Source organism: Pseudomonas huaxiensis, assembly GCF_003231275.1.
GTDB classification, from domain to species: Bacteria; Pseudomonadota; Gammaproteobacteria; order Pseudomonadales; family Pseudomonadaceae; genus Aquipseudomonas; species Aquipseudomonas huaxiensis.
The window spans coordinates 30,583-47,081 of sequence record NZ_QKVL01000030.1; the positions used below are offsets into that span (position 1 = coordinate 30,583).

Sequence of the window (16,499 nt, forward strand, 5' to 3'; positions counted from 1 at the left end):
ATTAGTTTCCGATGGCGAAGAAGTTAATGTATGAACTTGGAGAACTCGTTGCTGTATAGGCGTCTTGCCTATTCGCCTTAAAACCGACCAACGTCTGATCGCCAATCTGAGGAATAATGCTGTTATCGGTCCTAGCCCCTACATAACCCCAAGAAACCTGCAAGGTTTTTACTGCATTCGGAAATGCGATTGGAAAAGTCACATCGTGCGCCATATCAGGATTAGGAGTTGCAACCGTTCCCCATTGGAAGATCAAACTTCCAAGCCAGCTTGGAAAAACAACATAATTGCTTGACCAGATAAAACCGGCACGCAGTCGCACCCCTAATGTCGCCGGAGTCACGAAAGTATTATCTTCTACTGCCGAGTCGACCGCCGACTGAGTTGCGACGCGAGCAATACCGGCCACACTTGCTGTTGCCTGCACAATTTTTGCCGCTATTGCCTGAAATACCCGAAGCGCTGTCATCGGCTTTGTCGTTTCCGTGCCCTGCTCAGCCTCGCTTTGACTTGCAACTGTGATGCCGTATCCGGAAAGCGTTGTGGACTTATCGGCCTTTGCGTTTATCTCCGGGCCACCGGCAATAAGGACTGCCGCCGCATTCCATGCAAGCTTGCCGGATGAATTCATACCCAGCGCGCCCTCCGCAACACCGCTCCAATGGAAAAGAATCCTTGGAGCATATGAGTAGTCTACAACTGAAGCACCGGCAAGCTGAACTTCGCGGATCATTAGTGCGCCGCCGGTCCCCGAGCCAGACTCACCGCCTGTCGTATTCGTATATAGAGCAGGACGCTGATCACTAGGCCCACCAACACGCAAAGCGTCTGCGATACCATAACCGGCCAATGTTGTGGACTTTGAAGCTTTCCCGGTTAGTAAACTATCGGCTTCCGCTTTAGTGTACGCATTTGAAATACCATAACCGGCCAATGTTGTAGACTTCGAGGACTTCCCAACTAGTAAGTTATCGACTTCCGCTCTCGTATAAGCATCCAAAATACCATAGCCGCTCAGTGTCGCTGCGCTATATGCAACCTTACTCAGCAAACCAGCCACCTCAATTTTGGTGTGGGCATCAGTAATCCCATAGCCTGCCAGCGTACTGGATTTGTTCGCCTTGCTGGTTATTTCTGAGCCGCCCTCAAGAAGGATTGCAGTCCCGCTCCACATTGGTTTGCCCGCAGAAGTCATGCCGAGCGAACCCTCTGAAACTCCACCCCAATGAAATAATATACGCGGAGCGTACGGGTAATTTGTCTTTGCCCCCCTTACCAACTGGACCTCACGAATGACTAAGGCGCCGCCTGAGCCTTCACTTGCATCCCCACCGGTTATATCAGCGTAAAGCTCAGGCCGCTGATTACTTGGACTGCCGACATGCAGGCCATCAGTAACCCCATAGCCAGACAATGTAGTAGGTCGATTCTTCAACTTCTCAAAGTCAGAAGAAGACGCCACAAGTTTCGAGACAGCCTCGCCAAGTTGCGTATCATCTTTTGCGTCAGGCTGAATTCCTGCCAACTCAATAACATTAATAAGTTCGCGCTGGACTGAATTAAGCCAAGCAGCCTTAATGTGAGTTGCAGGAACTCCACCAGCCGAATGGCCTTCAGTGAACTCGCCAGCCGGATCTGCGGTGTTAGTACTATCGGCAATTTTCTGCATCAATTAGCTCCGTAGCTAAAAACAATGGTGGTATGGGCAGGTCGCATAGACTCCATCCGACACTCCAGAAGCTCGTTACCCCAAACTGCTAAAGCCTCACCGGCAGCGGCGCTTCCCGCCCTAGCAACAAACACACCGACCGCCTCGGCGTTGATCATCCAAGACGACGTCCAACTGTCGCCGTTCACGGCATCACCCGCCACGGCGACTCCCGCACGTGCAGGTCGAAACTCCGTAATTGAGATGTTGTAACCAAGGCTCGCAGCCAACTGAATAAAGAAGCCACGCGACTGTCCGCCCGGAGACTGCAACTTCGCAATTACGGCGGCAATTCGCTGCCCTACGGTGTGCCCCTCATTGACAACACACGGATCAGGAAGGCCCAGCACACGCTCCCAGTCGGCTAAAGCCTCAGCCGACTCGGGCCAGACTCTGCTGTAAAGCAGATCTCCGCTAAGTTGAGCCCCCTCCAGCGCGCGGGCATCAGCAGCGAGCAAGCTAGATAGCACCGGGGCGGCACCGTCATAAGCCTCTGGTGGAAGCAACAGGCGTAATTGCGTCGCCAGGCTGCTCACGACATCAGCCCCAGAGTGATGGTGCCGGGCCTGATCCAACCAATAACGCCGGCCACATCTGTCGCAGGCACATTCTCCGTAGGTGTCAGAACCTCGTAATCTGTCACGCCGGCAATGTTGCCCAAAATTGTGCCGATTCGGTTGCGCCTCAGAAGTTCATCCGGTGCTAACGCGCCCAACTCTTCGTTGTAAGCAACCTGAGCGGCTTTCTGAACGTCGTCGAACTTGTAGCCGCTGGCCAGCTCAACATTTGCTGTCGCCGTAACGGTTCGAATGAGCGGCGGATATACAAACACCTCCGCCGTAACCGGACGCATATAACCGATATACGCCTCACAAGCAGCTATCACCTCATCAGAGGGAGCACCACTTTCACCAGTAATAACCACATCTACAGTATTTGGCCCTCGGCGCTTAGCCAAGACTTTCGCTGAAGCCACGCCATCGACTTCTAGCGCCCATCGTTTGTAGTCGTACTCCGCACCGCCTGCGGGAGGGGTGCGCAGCAAGTCAAGCAATCGAGCCAGCACCGATGCCGGAGACTCGATATTGCTACCCCCAGTAAATGCCTCGGTAATGGTCGCAATCGCATCAATGCCCAGCGGCGGGCTTGTCAGCATGGCCGACCCAGCCATGCCGTTCATGCCAACACCGACCGACTGTGCGATTGCTGACACTGTAACCGTGCCTGCCTCGCCAATTGTCGCTGCCTCGGTGACGACCATCAGTGCACCACTGGCAACATGTTTGAGAGTGCTGCCGGCAATAAGGGGCACTCCTGAGGTGCCCGTGATCTGCACAACGCCAGTGGCTGCAACGGCCGCGCGCTGGCGTATGTTGCGAGTCCCGGCGTGATGCAACAGCTCCGCCTCATCGGCGGTGTCGGGGAATATCTGCCGATATAGCCACGCCTGGTGCTGGTAGAGGCCCTCAATTGCCGCCGACACAGCGGCACTGCGGATGAAGTTATCGGAGTCGCTACCGATATCGGCGTCCGGCAGAAGACTGCGGATATCTCGCAAAATGCCGTCGCGGATGCTTTCGTAAGCCGGGGGGTGGAATGGCATCAAATAACCCTGACGTTATGCGTGAACGTTTCAATACGTCCATCTGCCTGGATGGCCTCGACTGACAATCGCAACCAACCGTCATGGCGCTGTTCGGTGCCGACGTCGATCTGAGTGGCCCGGCCATCATCAAGCAGGGGTTTGAGGGCATCCCGCGCGTACTGCTCGGCGAGCCGTCCAACGCGGGGTTTGTCTTTTTCTCGACGCAAGGTGTAGAGCAGAGAGCCCAACGAAGGGTCAGCCCAGTAGCTACCCAGTGGGGTCACCAATCGGAGATAAATGGCGTTGGCCAGCGTGTTGATACGCTGCCCGGTTAAGTCGCCAGTTGCGGGGTTTATGCCTGTGTCCATGCTCGGCAATTTGGCTTACGTCGACAGGAAAGAGTATTTCCCGTCGACGTAAGCGAGTCGGTCAGCCTTTACTGAACTGGGCTCGGATTTGGGCTGTTGCCATGGACATGAGCGTTGTATAGGTCACGGTCTGCCTGCATCGTCCGAACCCTGTCTTTGACCTCGCCTGTGGCGTCGACCAGCGGCGTATCCAGAACGACTTTCGTTGACGCCCGAATCACCAGCGTTTCGGTCTCAACTTCGATCAGACGCCCGCGTTTCATGTGAATGAAGTCACCCTCATCGGTGTACAGGGCCACTTCTCCATCCTTGATCTGGATGCGGTATCGACCGTCGCCGCTTGCCACGACTACAGCATGCTTTGAGTTACCCCCAACCGGGATAACGATGTACTCCGCGCCGGGCAGCGGGCCAGAGGCAAAACCGTACTGCTGCATCAGTTCGCCGCTAACGCTTTCCCCCGCAAGACCCTCCATTTCCACACCGATCTGCGCACCGCCATGGCTGTTGCGAGCAGCGATTGCGCGGAAAGCCTGGCGTATGCCTTGCTGTGCATTGCGGGCCTGCGTTTGCATCGTACGAATGAGGCTCATAGCTTGTGTAGCTCCTGGATGAAGGCCGCGTCAGCGTCGCCCTTGCGCTTCTTCTGTTTCTTGCTCTTGTTGCCGTCCAGCACCCACATTTTGTCTTCACGCAAACGCAGCTCGGTAATAGCGCCCTCACGGCGCGTGACGCGCAACGTGCGAGACATCAAGAAGTAGGTGGCATCAAGGCCGTGAAGCTCGCTACGCACGATGATCCGCTGACCCGGCGTCCACACCTCGCCAAAGAAGCGGTCTGTCCGGTGGCCCTGAACCACCGCACGAATCTCCAGCCCTTCCAGCCGACTGTCCGCGAGCAACTTGCGAGCACGCGCCGTACTCATGTCCTGGTTCTCGCATGAGCTGTCTACTACGACCTTGGGACGGAAGATCCCCCGACTTGCAAGCACGTCGTCTTTCACAACGGTTTTCAGCTTGGATCGGGTCGTGTCGTATCCATCGCCGTCGTACTGTCCGTGCTGCCCCAGGACAGTGACCTGGCTGAAGCGGCCCGGCATGGACCGGCGCAGCGACAACCGCTCCACGTTGTTGCCTTGACCATCCTCACGAAGGATCAGCTCGGCAACGGGCGGAGCGCTGTAGTTGGGCCCACCAACAACCAAGCGTCCGTCGGGCTCCATCCAGGGCCAAAGTCCATTCGCCTCGGCAGCCTGCAACAAGACCTCCCACGCGCTCTGACCGGGTTCAACCTGGATTCGCTTGCGGCTACCTGCCTTGGTCGCACGAATCTCAACTTGCGTGATGCCAAGAGGTCGCACGACCTGCTCGATGACATCAGCCAGGCCGACTTCCCGCATCGCGACAAATGGCGTCGAGCAGTCGACCAGGACGGACGCATGGTCTCGCCCATTGATCCTGATGGTTCGGCCCTGCCGGGAGATATCAAGCTCGACCTCATCCACTACGCCCGTCAGGATGCGGTCATTCCCGAGGCTTAACGTGCAAGGGGCGCCCTCTCTCAACTGTGCTGGGAGAGCCACCGTATCCTGCGTGAACAGCTCAAGCTGGAAGGCGTCAGCAGGGGTCAGCAGGTCACTTTCAACAGACCAGCCGTCCCAGTGCTCATGGGCGTGACCACCGATTGCCAATCGAATCTGTTCCTCAACGGGTGTAAACACGCAGCACCTCCCCAGCATTGATCGCATACGGCGTGCGCAATCCCGGATTCAGTCGCAATAGCTCAGCCGCTCGGCTGTGATCGCCGTACCAGTGGTGCGCCAACAACCGCAGGTTCGTCTCCCCAGCCACTTGGCGCTCCACCAGCGGCGGTCGTAATTGCAGCACCTGACGGCCCGCCGCCTGCACAATCCCGGCAATCGCCCGCAACGGCTCAATGACGTGCAGCGCCTCTTCAACGCCTAGCAACTGGCGGTGCAACTGGATCGCTGCGTCGGTCAAAGAACGTGTGCTTGATACGACTGATTGCAGTTGCTCCGGCGTCAATGTCGGCTTTTGCCGCTGCTCATCGAGCAATACGATCACTGCCGACGCCTGGGCCAATGCGGCTTCTGTCACCACAAGCATCACCAGACTCCAGGCGACTGCGGCGGTCGGGGAAAGCATCGATTCCGAGCCAAATACCAGCCCACCCACTGGCACGCTGGCCAGTAGCGCGGCAGCCGGCGCAAGCCCAAGCTGAGCTTGAGACAGCAAAGTGGTGCCGGTCCGTGCTGGTTGCGCCTCGATGGCCTCGGCACCAGGGAACGTCAGGAGAAGGTTTCCGCCCGCGACGAGCCGCTGGTTAATCAGATTCAGCGCTGCCGTGTTCTGCTCAAGCACGCTGCCCGAACTGGACATATCTACCGCATCAGTGACGGTAGTGATGGCGAACGCGCTGTTCCCAGAGGTGCTGGTGACACTTGGATCGATGTGTGCTGATATCGCCGCCCGGATCTCTGTAGGCGTCCGGGCCAGATCCAAGAGTGGATCGAACTGCGATCCAGCGCTCCTGCCGAACAAGCTCGCAAGCCCCGCTATAACGCCGAGTATCTGACTGCGGAACTGCTGAAGCCGCAGAGCGATGCCGGGCAAGCCAAGCAGATTCTCCAGCAAGCCAATCCAGCCGCCGCCAATGAGCTGCTGAACCTCGGCGATGAGGGCGTCGATCTGGCCTATCAGATCCAGCAAGCCGTCTTGCCAGCGGCGCCCCTGATCCTCAGTCAGCACACCTTCATCGACAAACTCAAACTGCCGTGCAAAGAACGGCTCCGAAGGTGTCCGCTCGACGAACTGGAGGTCAACTTGCGCGTAGTCCGGGCGCTCGGCGGAATGGTCAACTTTCCAGTTCCGTGCGAGAACATCAACTCGTCCGTAGATAGGGTGAATCAGTTCGCCAGCGCCCCGAACATCGAGCGCCGCAAGGAGATTCTGTAGGCTGATCTCGTAGTTGGTGCCATACAGCACGACGGTCATAGAGAACTCTCGTGCCTTGCGGCCCATATCCTCCACGTCATCCCCGTCACGATATGGCACACCGTGCTGAGCCAGCTCCCGAGTCGCACCCAGGCTCTCAGTCATCACTTCCAGTGGCACGCCTCGAAACGAGGCGTCCAGTAAAGTCTCACTCCAGCTCATTAGCCGCGCCTCGCCTGGATGCCAACCCGTCGTTCAACTTCGGCAAATACATTGTCACTGTCGCTTCGGATCTCGATCACCAACGGCTGCCCTACCAGTTGCCCCATTTGGCTGATCTGCTGCCGCAAGACCTCTGATAAGGCACGGTACATTTCAGCATCTCCACCGCCACCGACTTGGCTAAGTGCAGGCGAGGCAGATGCAGGGGGGATTGGCCCGAAGCTGTTCAATATCTGACTGGCCCACTCCGCCAAAGGAGCGACGGGCGGTGACGAACCAGGCGGCAACATGCTCGCCGCGTTCGCCGACGAACTGCTGGCGGCGTTGGTTGGAGTCATTGGAGTCACGCCAACCGTATTGCGACCAGGGCCTGCCTCACGCAGCAAATCAAGCCCTTGAGCGGGCTTAGTCAAACCCGCCAAGGCAACGTTTCGAGCCCAATCACTGGCCACCCCGAGCTTCACACCGGAGGGCGTCATACCAGTTTCCTGTTTAGCCAGAGTCCGCGCCTGCTCAGTAATCCAGCTACCTTCAGCCTCAGGGTAGGCTTTCTTCAGTTCGATTCTGTTGCGGTAGTAAGCGGTTAACCAAGCACGCTGGTTAGCATCGTGGATCTTCGAATTCTCGGCGTGGCGCAACTGAGTTTCGTCACTACTGTCGGTCGCCCCGCTGATCGAGACCGCCGTAGCTGCGAGCGAGAGCCAACTACTGAGATCGGGCTTTGAATCATCTTCCGACTTGTCGGAACTATCTTTGTCAGGCGACCCGCCAGCTTGAGCCCAGTTCGTCACGAATACTGGAGTAACACCTGCGGCCTCTTCCAGCACCCTGCCCATCGCGATGTTCTTCAGCACCTCTGGGCCACCCATCAGCTTCTTCAGTAGAGCACTTCCACCAGCCATAGCGCCTCGGCCTGCGATGTAACCGCCAATACCTGTTGCCAAACCCGCTCCGAGCATTTGCTCACCCGACAGCTCCAGGTCGTTGAGCATGTAGTTACCCATGCCTGCAAGCTCTTTGTTAATCGGCTGCGCCATGCGGTCGATGGCGGCACCGAGAGTCGCCTTCATGCGGCTTGCTGTGCCAGTGGCACTCCCAACATTGTCGGCGAGGTCCTTTTCAAAAACCGGCTTGGCGCCTGAGATGGTTTTCGTACTTTCCGCGTACTTCTCAAGGCGGTCGCCGGTCAGGAAGGCTTTGATACCTTTCTGCGTGTCCTGGTCCATTTTGCCAAAGGCTACGTCCATGAACCGAGCGCGATCCTTATCGGTTTTCAACGCCTTGTATTTGCGCTGAAGATCTAGGAACACATCCTTGGTATCGCGCTGACTCTTGTCCTTATTGAAGAACTCAACGCCCGTGGCCTTAGTAACTTCCTTCCGGTAGTTGCCGTTGTTGAAGGCGCGCAAGGTGGACTGCGCGAGTGTCCCGAGCCGGTCAGGCTCCAGCTCGATCAGCGACAGAGTCTCGACGAAAGACAGCGCTTGGGCCATGTCCATGCCAGCGGACTTGGCGTCCTGGCCGATCTTCGGGAAGATGCTCGATAGGTTCTCCAGCTCGGCGTTGCCGAGTCGACCCGCCACGGTCATCTTCTGCAAGATATCCAGCGCGGCGCCCGGCTTGGAAAGATCAATGTCGAAGGCACTCGCCCCCGTCACCAAGGCCTTTGCAAGAGTCCCGCTGTCGGCTCCGGTAACAGCAGTTGCCTGTGCAATGGCGTCAGTACTTGGCCTGGCCTGGTCATACGACAGGCCGCTGGCAATCAGTGTGTCGAAACCGGTCTGCACCTGCTCACGCTCCACGCCGTACTTCTGAGCAAGCTGCCATTGCCCGCCCCGCCATTCATCACGCTGCGCAACCGTCAGATCAGCCGTCTGCTGGGTTCGGATCAACTGACGGTCCAGCGCGGCGCTATTCTTCAATCCGGCCACCACGCCTACCCCGACGCCCAGGCCCGCCAACTGCCCCTGCGCACTGCTACCGGCATGCTTGATCCGCTCAAACTCAGAGCGCACTCCAGCGGCAATGGCTTTCATGCCGCGCAGGTTGCGACCGCCGTTCTGAGCCATGCGCCGAAACGCCTGCTCGGTACGGTCGACACTCTGCCGGAGCGGATCGACGCCTTGCCGCTCGGCGCCGTTGAGTTCGGCCTTCGCATCTCGCGCCGCCTTTCTGGCTGCGCTCGACATCACCTTGAATTCTGCCGCCGTTTTCGTCAGAACGAATTGAGTGCCTGTGCCGGCCTTGGCCGCTTCACGCATCGACTCGCGCACTACCCGGTAACTTGTCGCACCAGAAGCTCCGACTTTTCGGAATTCCCCAGAGGTCTTTCCGCTTTCCTGATTCAGTACCCGACTGGCGTTTGCCGTCTCGCGCACTGCCTCACGAACAACCTTGTAGCTGGCCGCTCCGGTCGTGCCGATTCGCGTCATAGCGGCTGAGACTTTCCAGCTCTCATCCGCGAGCGACCTAGCGCCCTGCTTGCCCGCGCTGTGCAAGTCGCGATTCAGTTGCCCGATTTCGCGTCGGCTGTCGCCGGCATGGGCCTGGATGCGCAACGCTACGCGCAAATCTGACATGACCTACTCCGTCTTACAGATAGAAGAAAGGCCCGTTACCGAGCCTTTGAGTTACTGCTTGAGCTTGCCGGTACGCTTGCTGACGTACCGAACGCCCCTGGCTTTGCCTACCATCACATCCAACCTGGCCTCGACTTCATGCCGGGTCATGCTGCGGATCTCGTCTAGCCGGAAGCCGGCTCTGACGAGATGCTGTTCGATGCGGCGCCAGGCGTGCTGGCCGCGCTCTGCGGCTTCAGCTTTTTTTCAAGAGCAATGTCCGCATCAGCGATTACCGCCAAATCGGACTCCAGCAGCTCGGCACGCAGTAACTCAGTGGTCAAATGCTGCGGCTCGATGTCACCGAGCCGAAGGATCTGCCGACGAAACACTTCCAGCGTGATCAGTTGCAGCGGACCTTCGGGGTGCAGCTCTTGCGCGGCGATCAGGTCGCCAGTTACACCGGCACGCAGCACGAACTCTTTGTGCCGCACGCCCGCGAAATACACGCCTACAGGCAGCTCACCGGTAATCGTCAGGGCATCCCAACGTTTGTTCAGGTCTGTCATGGCTTACTCCTGGTAGTAGTTCAGTGCGGCAATGGTCAGATCGCGAGTGGCTTCGCCCTCAACCTGGTACTTGCTGCCGAGTTCGATCAGGCTGCAACCAGTCCAGGACTCACGCTTGCCGCCGCCGTCCTGAGGGAAGATGGTCAGCTTGGCATCCATCAGCGCACGCCAGTCCGGCTCACCAGTCTTGGGAATGGCGACGGAGATCTTCAGCTCGTACTCTTCGATGCCCTTGGCCGTGCCAGTGGCCCGGCCCGAGCGGTTCATGGTCTTGACCACCTTGCGACCGGTCTTCAAGGACGGCTCGACGCTGGTCACTTCGTATTCGCTCCCGTTGATTTCGAGAACAATCATTCCGACAAATTTGTCAGTCATAGGGTTTGCTCCTTAAAGCAGCAGATCGATGCGGCCTGCAAATACGTGCAGGCCATTGACGACGTCGGAGGGGATCGCCGCGTTGAGGCGGTTCACGTCCTGACCAGAGCGCTCGACAATCAGCGCGTCAGCATTGGCGTCCACCTCTTCCAGGATCTCCAGCTCTTCGCATTTTTTGAGCACGTCCAGCAGCTCACCGCGTACCGCGTCCGCCGTCCTGCTGCTCAGCTTCGAACGTGGAAAGCGCAGGCGAATACGCTCACGGCAAGCCTGGCGCACGTAGTACAGGGTTCGGATGCTGGTCAGATCGAGCAGAGAAACGTCAGTCGCACCGGCTGCGCTCTTGGTGTAGGTGGTGATTGCCCGGACGATCTGGATGACATCCCCGGCGGCGACTTCCAGCGGTGTGATGCCGTTCGCCAGGCAGGTTTCCTGCTCGACTCGACCGAGCCGACTGGCTACCGGTGGCACGGCAATCCCGGCCAGTGCCAGGGTGTTCAGCGGACGCGCCGGATCTTCTTCGGATGCGATTACAGCAGCGTAGGCAGCCGCGACCTGGCGCGGGCTGGACGAAGTGCCCGGCAGCAGCGCGACCGTGATCGCTCCAGCATTTAGACTTGCAGCAAGAGCGGTGGCAGCCGACAGGGTGCTGGTTACAGCGCCAACACCGACAAGCGACTGTTGCTCAATGGAGCTGGTCCACGTCGCGATGTGAGTACGCAGGGCTGTCATGGCTGCCTGGCTGAACCAGGCTGGCACGATGATCGTAAAGCCGCCCATTGCGGTCGATGCCAAAGCCTCGGCAATGTCCGGCTCGGTCTCACCAGTGACGGTCACGCCGACGCAGGAGATCGCAACGTAGCGATAGGCCGCGATGGCCGCTGCAACCATTACCCCCGCGACAGGACCAAACAGCGCCTTGGCCTCAACGGCGCTGTATACCTGCTGGGGAGCGTTGGCCGAGGCGGTCGCGGCACCATCGAGCGGAACGACGAGGCAGATATGTTGTGCGTTAGTCGGCAGCGTCCTGACCGCCAGACTTGTATTGAACTCGAAGTAAGCACCAGGCTTGCGGATGCTTCCCGGGATAGTGTCGAACTGAATGGTCATGCTTGGACCTCGTTTTTAGCGGCCTGTTTGGCACCGCCCTTGGTTTTCACCCGCTTCAATTCGCCGGCAGTGATTCGGCGCAGGTAGTAAGCGATTTCCTGCACGTCCACCGGTTCGGCGGGTGCCGGCCTGATGAACTCTTCGCCATCCTTGGCGGTGCCTGGCATCACGGGTACGGGGTGTTGCGTTGCAATCACCAACATCTACTGATCTCCCAAATCAACTGAATCGGTCACGGTGGGGGCGGGATTGCCCGCCGGAACGTGGTAGGCCAGGTCCACGCCTTCAAGCCATGGCAGCTCACCCTCAGGGACGTCCCAGTCCATCTCGACAGCGAACGATTGACCGAGCACCGACAGGTGGCCGCTCTGAAACTTCCCGTTGATCAGGTTGGCGAACTCGGTCGGCCTCATCTGCGCACCGTCCGGCTTGTGCTGCCAGTTCGTCAGCAGCCTCATGCAGCTTTCCCAGATCCAGTAGCTGCCGGGATCGCTCGCGACAGAGCCGGAGCCGCGTCGAGTCTCACGCTCGCCGCGCACGGACGTGCTTGATATCACCAGGCGAAACACAACCGAGGCGGTGTAGCGGCGGTGAGACCTCGGCTTGAACACCACTTTCGGGGTGGTGATCAGCACGCTCGGCGTGTTCTTCAGCAAGTCGACAAGAAGATCATCGTCGCTGAGTTCACCGCCGTAGCTGTCGATGTGCAGCCGGCGTAGCTGGCTCTTCAGCTCGCCGAGGCGGGCTTGAATGGCATCCTCAAGTTCGCCGAGCATCAGAGCCCCCGCATTGTGGTGCGGCTGAACAGGCGCGGGTTGTGGCTGATCTGCAAACCGGACTGGCCCGACTCCGCCGCACCACGTCGCTCGTCTTCGGCGGCCAGGTTCTCCAGCCGCTTGATGATGTCGCGGTAGCGCAGGCGCACGGCGGACTCAGCGTTGGCCTTCTCGCCGTACAGGTGAAAGCGGGTCAGCTCCGGCAGGTCGTCAGCCACCCAGTCCGGGGCGTCCTGCCCCGGCTGGCGGTAGCGAAGGTAGAACTGAATCTCGCTGCGAGCGCGGGTGGCCGCATCAGCGATGCGAGCCAGGGCAGCAACAGCAGACGCCACATCCTCGGCGTCCCAACTGTCCAGCGGATCACCCTTGGCGGCAGCTTCCAGCAGCTCGCCTTCAATCGTCCGGTTGATCTCAGGGACCGCGAGGTCCGCCATCTCCTTGGCACCGAAGCGGGTGATCAGCGCAATCGCGCTCGGCAACGAGAGGTTCATTCACTGGCCCCTTTCTTCTCAGCGTCGCGCCTGCCGCCTCGTTTCACAGACCCTGCGTCAGGACCAGTTGCCGGAGGTACTGGCGATACCGACGGCGAAGGCGACGGCGCTTCAGGACCGCCGGGATTGTCGAGCGTCGATTGGCTTGCATCGCTACGGGTCTCCTTCAGGCATTGACCGATGATCTCTGCCAGCACTTCTTCCTTGATACTGATGACGCCTTCGCCCGGCGCGGCAGGTTCCAGTAATCCAGCGGCATCGAGCACCAAGGTTGGCACTTTCGCCTGATGTTCCAGGATGGCGGTCAGTGTCGACATGGCGCTATTCAAGCCTGCGCGCTCGCTCCCCAGGTCATGCTCCAGTTGAGCGATGGTGTCGCCCAACTCCTGGATCAACTGGTCGTCCTGACCAGAAGACAGGTCATTCCCAACGACGTCGGTAACGAGCAGGTTCGGCTCCTGGCGGAACTGTTCCAACTGGTCCTCAGTGAAATAGCCCGTCGGGTAGTAGGTGCCTTTGGCTCGGTGCGCGATGCCTCCACGACGGAAGCCATCCACCACCGCTTTAATATGGACGCCCATGCTTTAGGCCCCCGTGCCGGTCGAGCCGTAGGCCAATTGCCAGAACCCATAACCGCCAGCCGCACGCGCCTCGGCGCCGAACTTGTACTTCTTGCGGTTGAAGACGTCGTCGGCCTCGGGATCGGTCTGCTGCACGAACACAGGCGCCTTGCGTTCCTGGTAGATGAACGGAAGTACAGGTTTGGTGGTGTCCAGAAGGAACCAGGCAGTTCGGGAAGTGAGACGAGGCTCGACCACCACCTCTGCGGCACCCTTGTAGGGGTTCGCCTGACCGTCCTCCAGCTTCTCCGAGTTCATCATTCGGCGGGCCGTGTCTCGCAACGCAGGCGGCACCAGGAGCACGTTGGGCATGACGCTGATGGGCCGGCCATCCTCGTCTTTGAACTCCTGCATGATGGTGCAGGCAGCACCGAAGCTTTCCTCAGCATGGGCCAGAGTCGCCACCGACAAAGGCTTAGTGCCCATGTTGCTGACACTTCGACCGGCAACCGGGTGGTCGGTATCGAAGAAATACTGACCGTCGTAGCAGCGACTGGCAAAGGCGCCATTCACCAGTTCGTAAACGATCTCGTCGGGCAGTTGCTTCGCGGAGTGACCTGCCATCTTGGCTTGGGGCTCGTAGATGCCCAACTGATCGTCTTCAATGTGGTTGCGGTCCACCTCGACGGTAGCTTCGAAGTCTTCGTTCACCACGGTATAGGTGTAGGCTTGGAGATTCTTGACGTGCTTGTCACCAATCCAACGACGCATCCGGGGGAACGCCGACAACCAGGCATACAGGTTACTGCCGGTGCTCGATGGCACCTTCATGGCGACTTTTTGCCAACTGCTCGGCGCCGATGCAAAGGCGTTGTTGAACAGGGTTTTCATGGCGACGAAAGCCGCTTGGATGGAACTCTTATTGACCAACATGCGCAGTGCGCTCCTTTGTAGAGAAGTTACTCGACCCAGACACCGTCGGAGTCGATGGCGACCACCAGCCCGGACGCAGAGCGAGTGCCGCCGCCGTCGGTCGCGCTGACAGTGGCGTCGTCGACGACGTAGGCGCGCTTGAGCAAGTGCGCTTGGCTGATGCTCCCGTCGTTGTCCCACTTGAACGCGGCGCCCCGACTGATCTCGACGGTTGCGGCCCCATCGCTGCCAGCGGTGTTGTCCACCGACTCTTCGGCACGACCTACGTAGGTGAGACCCGTGGCGGTCTTGCCGGGGATTGCCAACGCGGCTGCCGAAAGAACCACTTGGGAGCCGGCATGGATGTGAACACCAGCCCCCACGCGGATAACCAGAGTTTTCGCATCCCGCTTCGGGGTATTGCGATCAGAGATCAAGGCCACGATCAGCCCTCGCTTTTCAGGGTTTTGGCGAATTCCGCCGGGTCGATGCCGAACTGAGCGCACACAGCTTGTTGCTCGGCGTTCAATGCAGTGGATGTGCCGTCAGGTTTGCGCTCACTGAGATTGGAAGGGTCAGCAACGGTCGGCGCGGCCTTCACGAACTCGCGAAAGCGGTCAAGGCCGGATTGCTCAGAACAGGCAGCGCGGTGGTAGTCGGCGGTTGCCGGGGTGATCTTGCCGGCCTTCAAGGCCGCGTCGATTTCGGTGTCCACGACTGACTTGTGCTCATCGGCCTTGCGGGTAGCCAGTGCCTGTTCGGCGTTGGTGGCACGCGAAACAGCCTGGTCGTAGTCACCGCGTGGCACGAACTTGTCCAGGCTGGGCTGTTCGTTGTTGCGAGCCGTGGCGGTGGCCTTCAGTTGAGTGACGGCGGCGACGGCCTGGTCATCGGTGGCGGCTGCGTCAAGACCGAGCAGCGCCGCGAGTGCGAGTGGGATAGCCACTTTTTGAGTCTCCGGGTTTTCGTGATTGAGGGCGGTTAGAACGAGGTTCGGCTTGTTGGTCAGGCCAGCGCTGACCATGCGAAGGATCCGGCGGTATTCGTCGTCGTAGTCGAATACGGGAGAGACAAAGCGATACTCGCGGGCGGCAACCTGCTCACCAGCGCGAGGCGTCCAGGACACATGGCCCCACAGCGCGTCGGCGCGGATCTCCAGCTTGTCGATCCAGGCAGCAGCCGGAGCCGGCATGCCTTGAGGGGCAACAACCTCGGTGGCGTGTTCCCAGTCGATGACCATGTCAATGGCGCGGGCCGTGAACGCGGCCAGGACCAATTGTTGAGCCAGTTCGTCAAACAGCCAGGTGCGTCCATCCCGACCAGTGACAGCCGGTCCGGCGGGAATCAGTTCGATCCATTCGGGCGCCTGGCCGTCGGTCGATGGCAGCGCAGAGAGGTCGGTGTTCAGTGCGAGAAGTGTTTTCATGCCGCCATCTTGGGCGGCACGTTGAGGGGAGTGTTTTTAAGCTCGACGCAAGAAGTGGTCGATTGAGGGAGGGACTAATTGAGGACTGGGAATGCTACCCGGAATCAAGAGCCGATCTGGGCAGATTACTCAGCTTTCCCGACTTTCTTAGAATTTGACCCGCAGCCGGGAGACGCTTAGGGGTCAGGAACAAAATCTAACGCAGGTCTAACGCTATTCCGGGCCGACTTTGAGCCGGATGTACCTCCCAGCCCCGACGACGCGCTTAAAACGGCTCTCTGCTAACGCTCGTTTTTTACCCCTTCAGGTAGTTCCCGACGATCTCCAGCACCTCAGTTTCGTCCTCAGCGGACAATCCGAGGTATGGGCGTGCCTTCATCTGGGTTGACCTGGCTCCGTGCGTGACCCACTGAGAGAAGTTCGACTGCCTCTTTTTAACGAAGCGGTTGCCCACCACGCCGCCTTTCTCTTTGAAGTAGACCTGCTGTGAACGAGCTGCGTGCTCGATCTTGCCGCCGAACTGGTGGATGGCACCGTAAGGTCGGTCAGTACCGAACTGGAGTTCGTCACCGGCAACCTGATGGCGAAGCGTGTCGAGCAGCGCACCAGACTCACGCAAGGTCTTGTTGCCTTTCTTCCGCGCCAGGGTGCGCGGTGACAGCGGTGCCCAAGGCGAACCATCTGGCCCCACCTGGCGACGAGCGCGGCTATCGGTGGACTGGTGCAGGTACTCGGCAATGTCGTTGAGGGGAACACGCATTGAGCCCAGGCGCTCGGCCAATTCCTCCAGCGCCTTGCCGACCGTTGACACGTCGACGGTTACATCAAGCATTGCTCCGGCCACTGATGCCTCCTACTATCTATATACGTTCATTGGCTGAGCAG

General features: G+C 59.2%; 19 protein-coding genes. All 19 read right to left on the reverse strand.

All coding sequences use genetic code 11. From position 1 onward, the window contains the following. Window position 1 precedes the first annotated feature (1 nt). The 19 genes from DM374_RS33260 to DM374_RS24235 all read right to left on the reverse strand — a co-directional run bounded on the left by DM374_RS33260 (window position 2) and on the right by DM374_RS24235 (window position 16,446). Entirely contained in the window at window positions 2–1,669 is a 1,668-nt protein-coding gene (locus tag DM374_RS33260; protein ID WP_157969742.1) for a gp53-like domain-containing protein, read from the reverse strand. After that, window positions 1,669–2,244, reverse strand: a complete 576-nt coding sequence (locus DM374_RS24150) for a YmfQ family protein (protein WP_110972134.1) — start codon at window positions 2,242–2,244, stop codon at window positions 1,669–1,671. Before DM374_RS24150 ends, DM374_RS33260 begins: the two co-directional genes overlap by 1 nt. Further along, window positions 2,241–3,311 carry a baseplate J/gp47 family protein gene (locus DM374_RS24155; RefSeq protein ID WP_110972135.1) on the reverse strand — a complete coding sequence of 357 codons (1,071 nt, stop codon included), beginning with the start codon at window positions 3,309–3,311 and terminating at the stop codon, window positions 2,241–2,243. The genes DM374_RS24150 and DM374_RS24155 overlap by 4 nt, the downstream gene beginning before the upstream one ends. Continuing rightward, window positions 3,311–3,661: a phage GP46 family protein gene (locus DM374_RS24160; RefSeq protein WP_110972136.1), complete on the reverse strand. Its 351-nt coding sequence runs from the start codon at window positions 3,659–3,661 to the stop codon at window positions 3,311–3,313. The genes DM374_RS24155 and DM374_RS24160 overlap by 1 nt, the downstream gene beginning before the upstream one ends. 68 nt (window positions 3,662–3,729) lie before the next feature. Then, window positions 3,730–4,254, reverse strand: coding sequence for a phage baseplate assembly protein domain-containing protein (locus DM374_RS24165; protein ID WP_110972137.1), 525 nt, complete (start codon window positions 4,252–4,254; stop codon window positions 3,730–3,732). After that, on the reverse strand, window positions 4,251–5,381 hold the full coding sequence (locus DM374_RS24170) for a phage baseplate assembly protein (protein ID WP_225422576.1): 1,131 nt from the start codon (window positions 5,379–5,381) through the stop codon (window positions 4,251–4,253). Before DM374_RS24170 ends, DM374_RS24165 begins: the two co-directional genes overlap by 4 nt. Continuing rightward, window positions 5,365–6,837 (reverse strand): DNA circularization protein, encoded by a 1,473-nt coding sequence (locus DM374_RS24175; protein ID WP_110972139.1) that lies wholly within the window; start codon window positions 6,835–6,837, stop codon window positions 5,365–5,367. Before DM374_RS24175 ends, DM374_RS24170 begins: the two co-directional genes overlap by 17 nt. Continuing rightward, complete coding sequence (locus DM374_RS24180) at window positions 6,837–9,416, reverse strand: phage tail tape measure protein (RefSeq protein ID WP_110972140.1); 2,580 nt, start codon at window positions 9,414–9,416, stop codon at window positions 6,837–6,839. The genes DM374_RS24175 and DM374_RS24180 overlap by 1 nt, the downstream gene beginning before the upstream one ends. Window positions 9,417–9,580: 164 nt before the next feature. After that, window positions 9,581–9,964 carry a hypothetical protein gene (locus tag DM374_RS24185; RefSeq protein WP_110972141.1) on the reverse strand — a complete coding sequence of 128 codons (384 nt, stop codon included), beginning with the start codon at window positions 9,962–9,964 and terminating at the stop codon, window positions 9,581–9,583. 3 nt (window positions 9,965–9,967) lie between these two features. Continuing rightward, complete coding sequence (locus DM374_RS24190; RefSeq protein WP_110972142.1) at window positions 9,968–10,339, reverse strand: phage tail protein; 372 nt, start codon at window positions 10,337–10,339, stop codon at window positions 9,968–9,970. 12 nt (window positions 10,340–10,351) lie between these two features. Further along, complete coding sequence (locus DM374_RS24195; RefSeq protein WP_110972143.1) at window positions 10,352–11,449, reverse strand: phage tail sheath C-terminal domain-containing protein; 1,098 nt, start codon at window positions 11,447–11,449, stop codon at window positions 10,352–10,354. After that, window positions 11,446–11,652 (reverse strand): hypothetical protein, encoded by a 207-nt coding sequence (locus tag DM374_RS24200; protein ID WP_110972144.1) that lies wholly within the window; start codon window positions 11,650–11,652, stop codon window positions 11,446–11,448. Before DM374_RS24200 ends, DM374_RS24195 begins: the two co-directional genes overlap by 4 nt. Next, window positions 11,653–12,225, reverse strand: coding sequence for a phage protein Gp37 (locus tag DM374_RS24205; RefSeq protein WP_110972145.1), 573 nt, complete (start codon window positions 12,223–12,225; stop codon window positions 11,653–11,655). It lies immediately after the preceding gene. Further along, window positions 12,225–12,716, reverse strand: coding sequence for a phage protein Gp36 family protein (locus DM374_RS24210; protein WP_110972146.1), 492 nt, complete (start codon window positions 12,714–12,716; stop codon window positions 12,225–12,227). The genes DM374_RS24205 and DM374_RS24210 overlap by 1 nt, the downstream gene beginning before the upstream one ends. Beyond that, window positions 12,713–13,297 carry an HI1506-related protein gene (locus tag DM374_RS24215; protein ID WP_110972147.1) on the reverse strand — a complete coding sequence of 195 codons (585 nt, stop codon included), beginning with the start codon at window positions 13,295–13,297 and terminating at the stop codon, window positions 12,713–12,715. Before DM374_RS24215 ends, DM374_RS24210 begins: the two co-directional genes overlap by 4 nt. A 3-nt stretch (window positions 13,298–13,300) precedes the next feature. Beyond that, window positions 13,301–14,209, reverse strand: coding sequence for a Mu-like prophage major head subunit gpT family protein (locus tag DM374_RS24220; protein ID WP_110972148.1), 909 nt, complete (start codon window positions 14,207–14,209; stop codon window positions 13,301–13,303). Window positions 14,210–14,235: 26 nt separating this feature from the next. Continuing rightward, window positions 14,236–14,631 (reverse strand): hypothetical protein, encoded by a 396-nt coding sequence (locus tag DM374_RS24225; RefSeq protein WP_225422577.1) that lies wholly within the window; start codon window positions 14,629–14,631, stop codon window positions 14,236–14,238. 2 nt (window positions 14,632–14,633) lie between these two features. Next, window positions 14,634–15,614: a phage protease gene (locus DM374_RS24230; RefSeq protein ID WP_110972149.1), complete on the reverse strand. Its 981-nt coding sequence runs from the start codon at window positions 15,612–15,614 to the stop codon at window positions 14,634–14,636. Between the two features lie 295 nt (window positions 15,615–15,909). Then, on the reverse strand, window positions 15,910–16,446 hold the full coding sequence (locus tag DM374_RS24235) for a phage virion morphogenesis protein (RefSeq protein ID WP_225422578.1): 537 nt from the start codon (window positions 16,444–16,446) through the stop codon (window positions 15,910–15,912). Window positions 16,447–16,499: the final 53 nt, after the last annotated feature.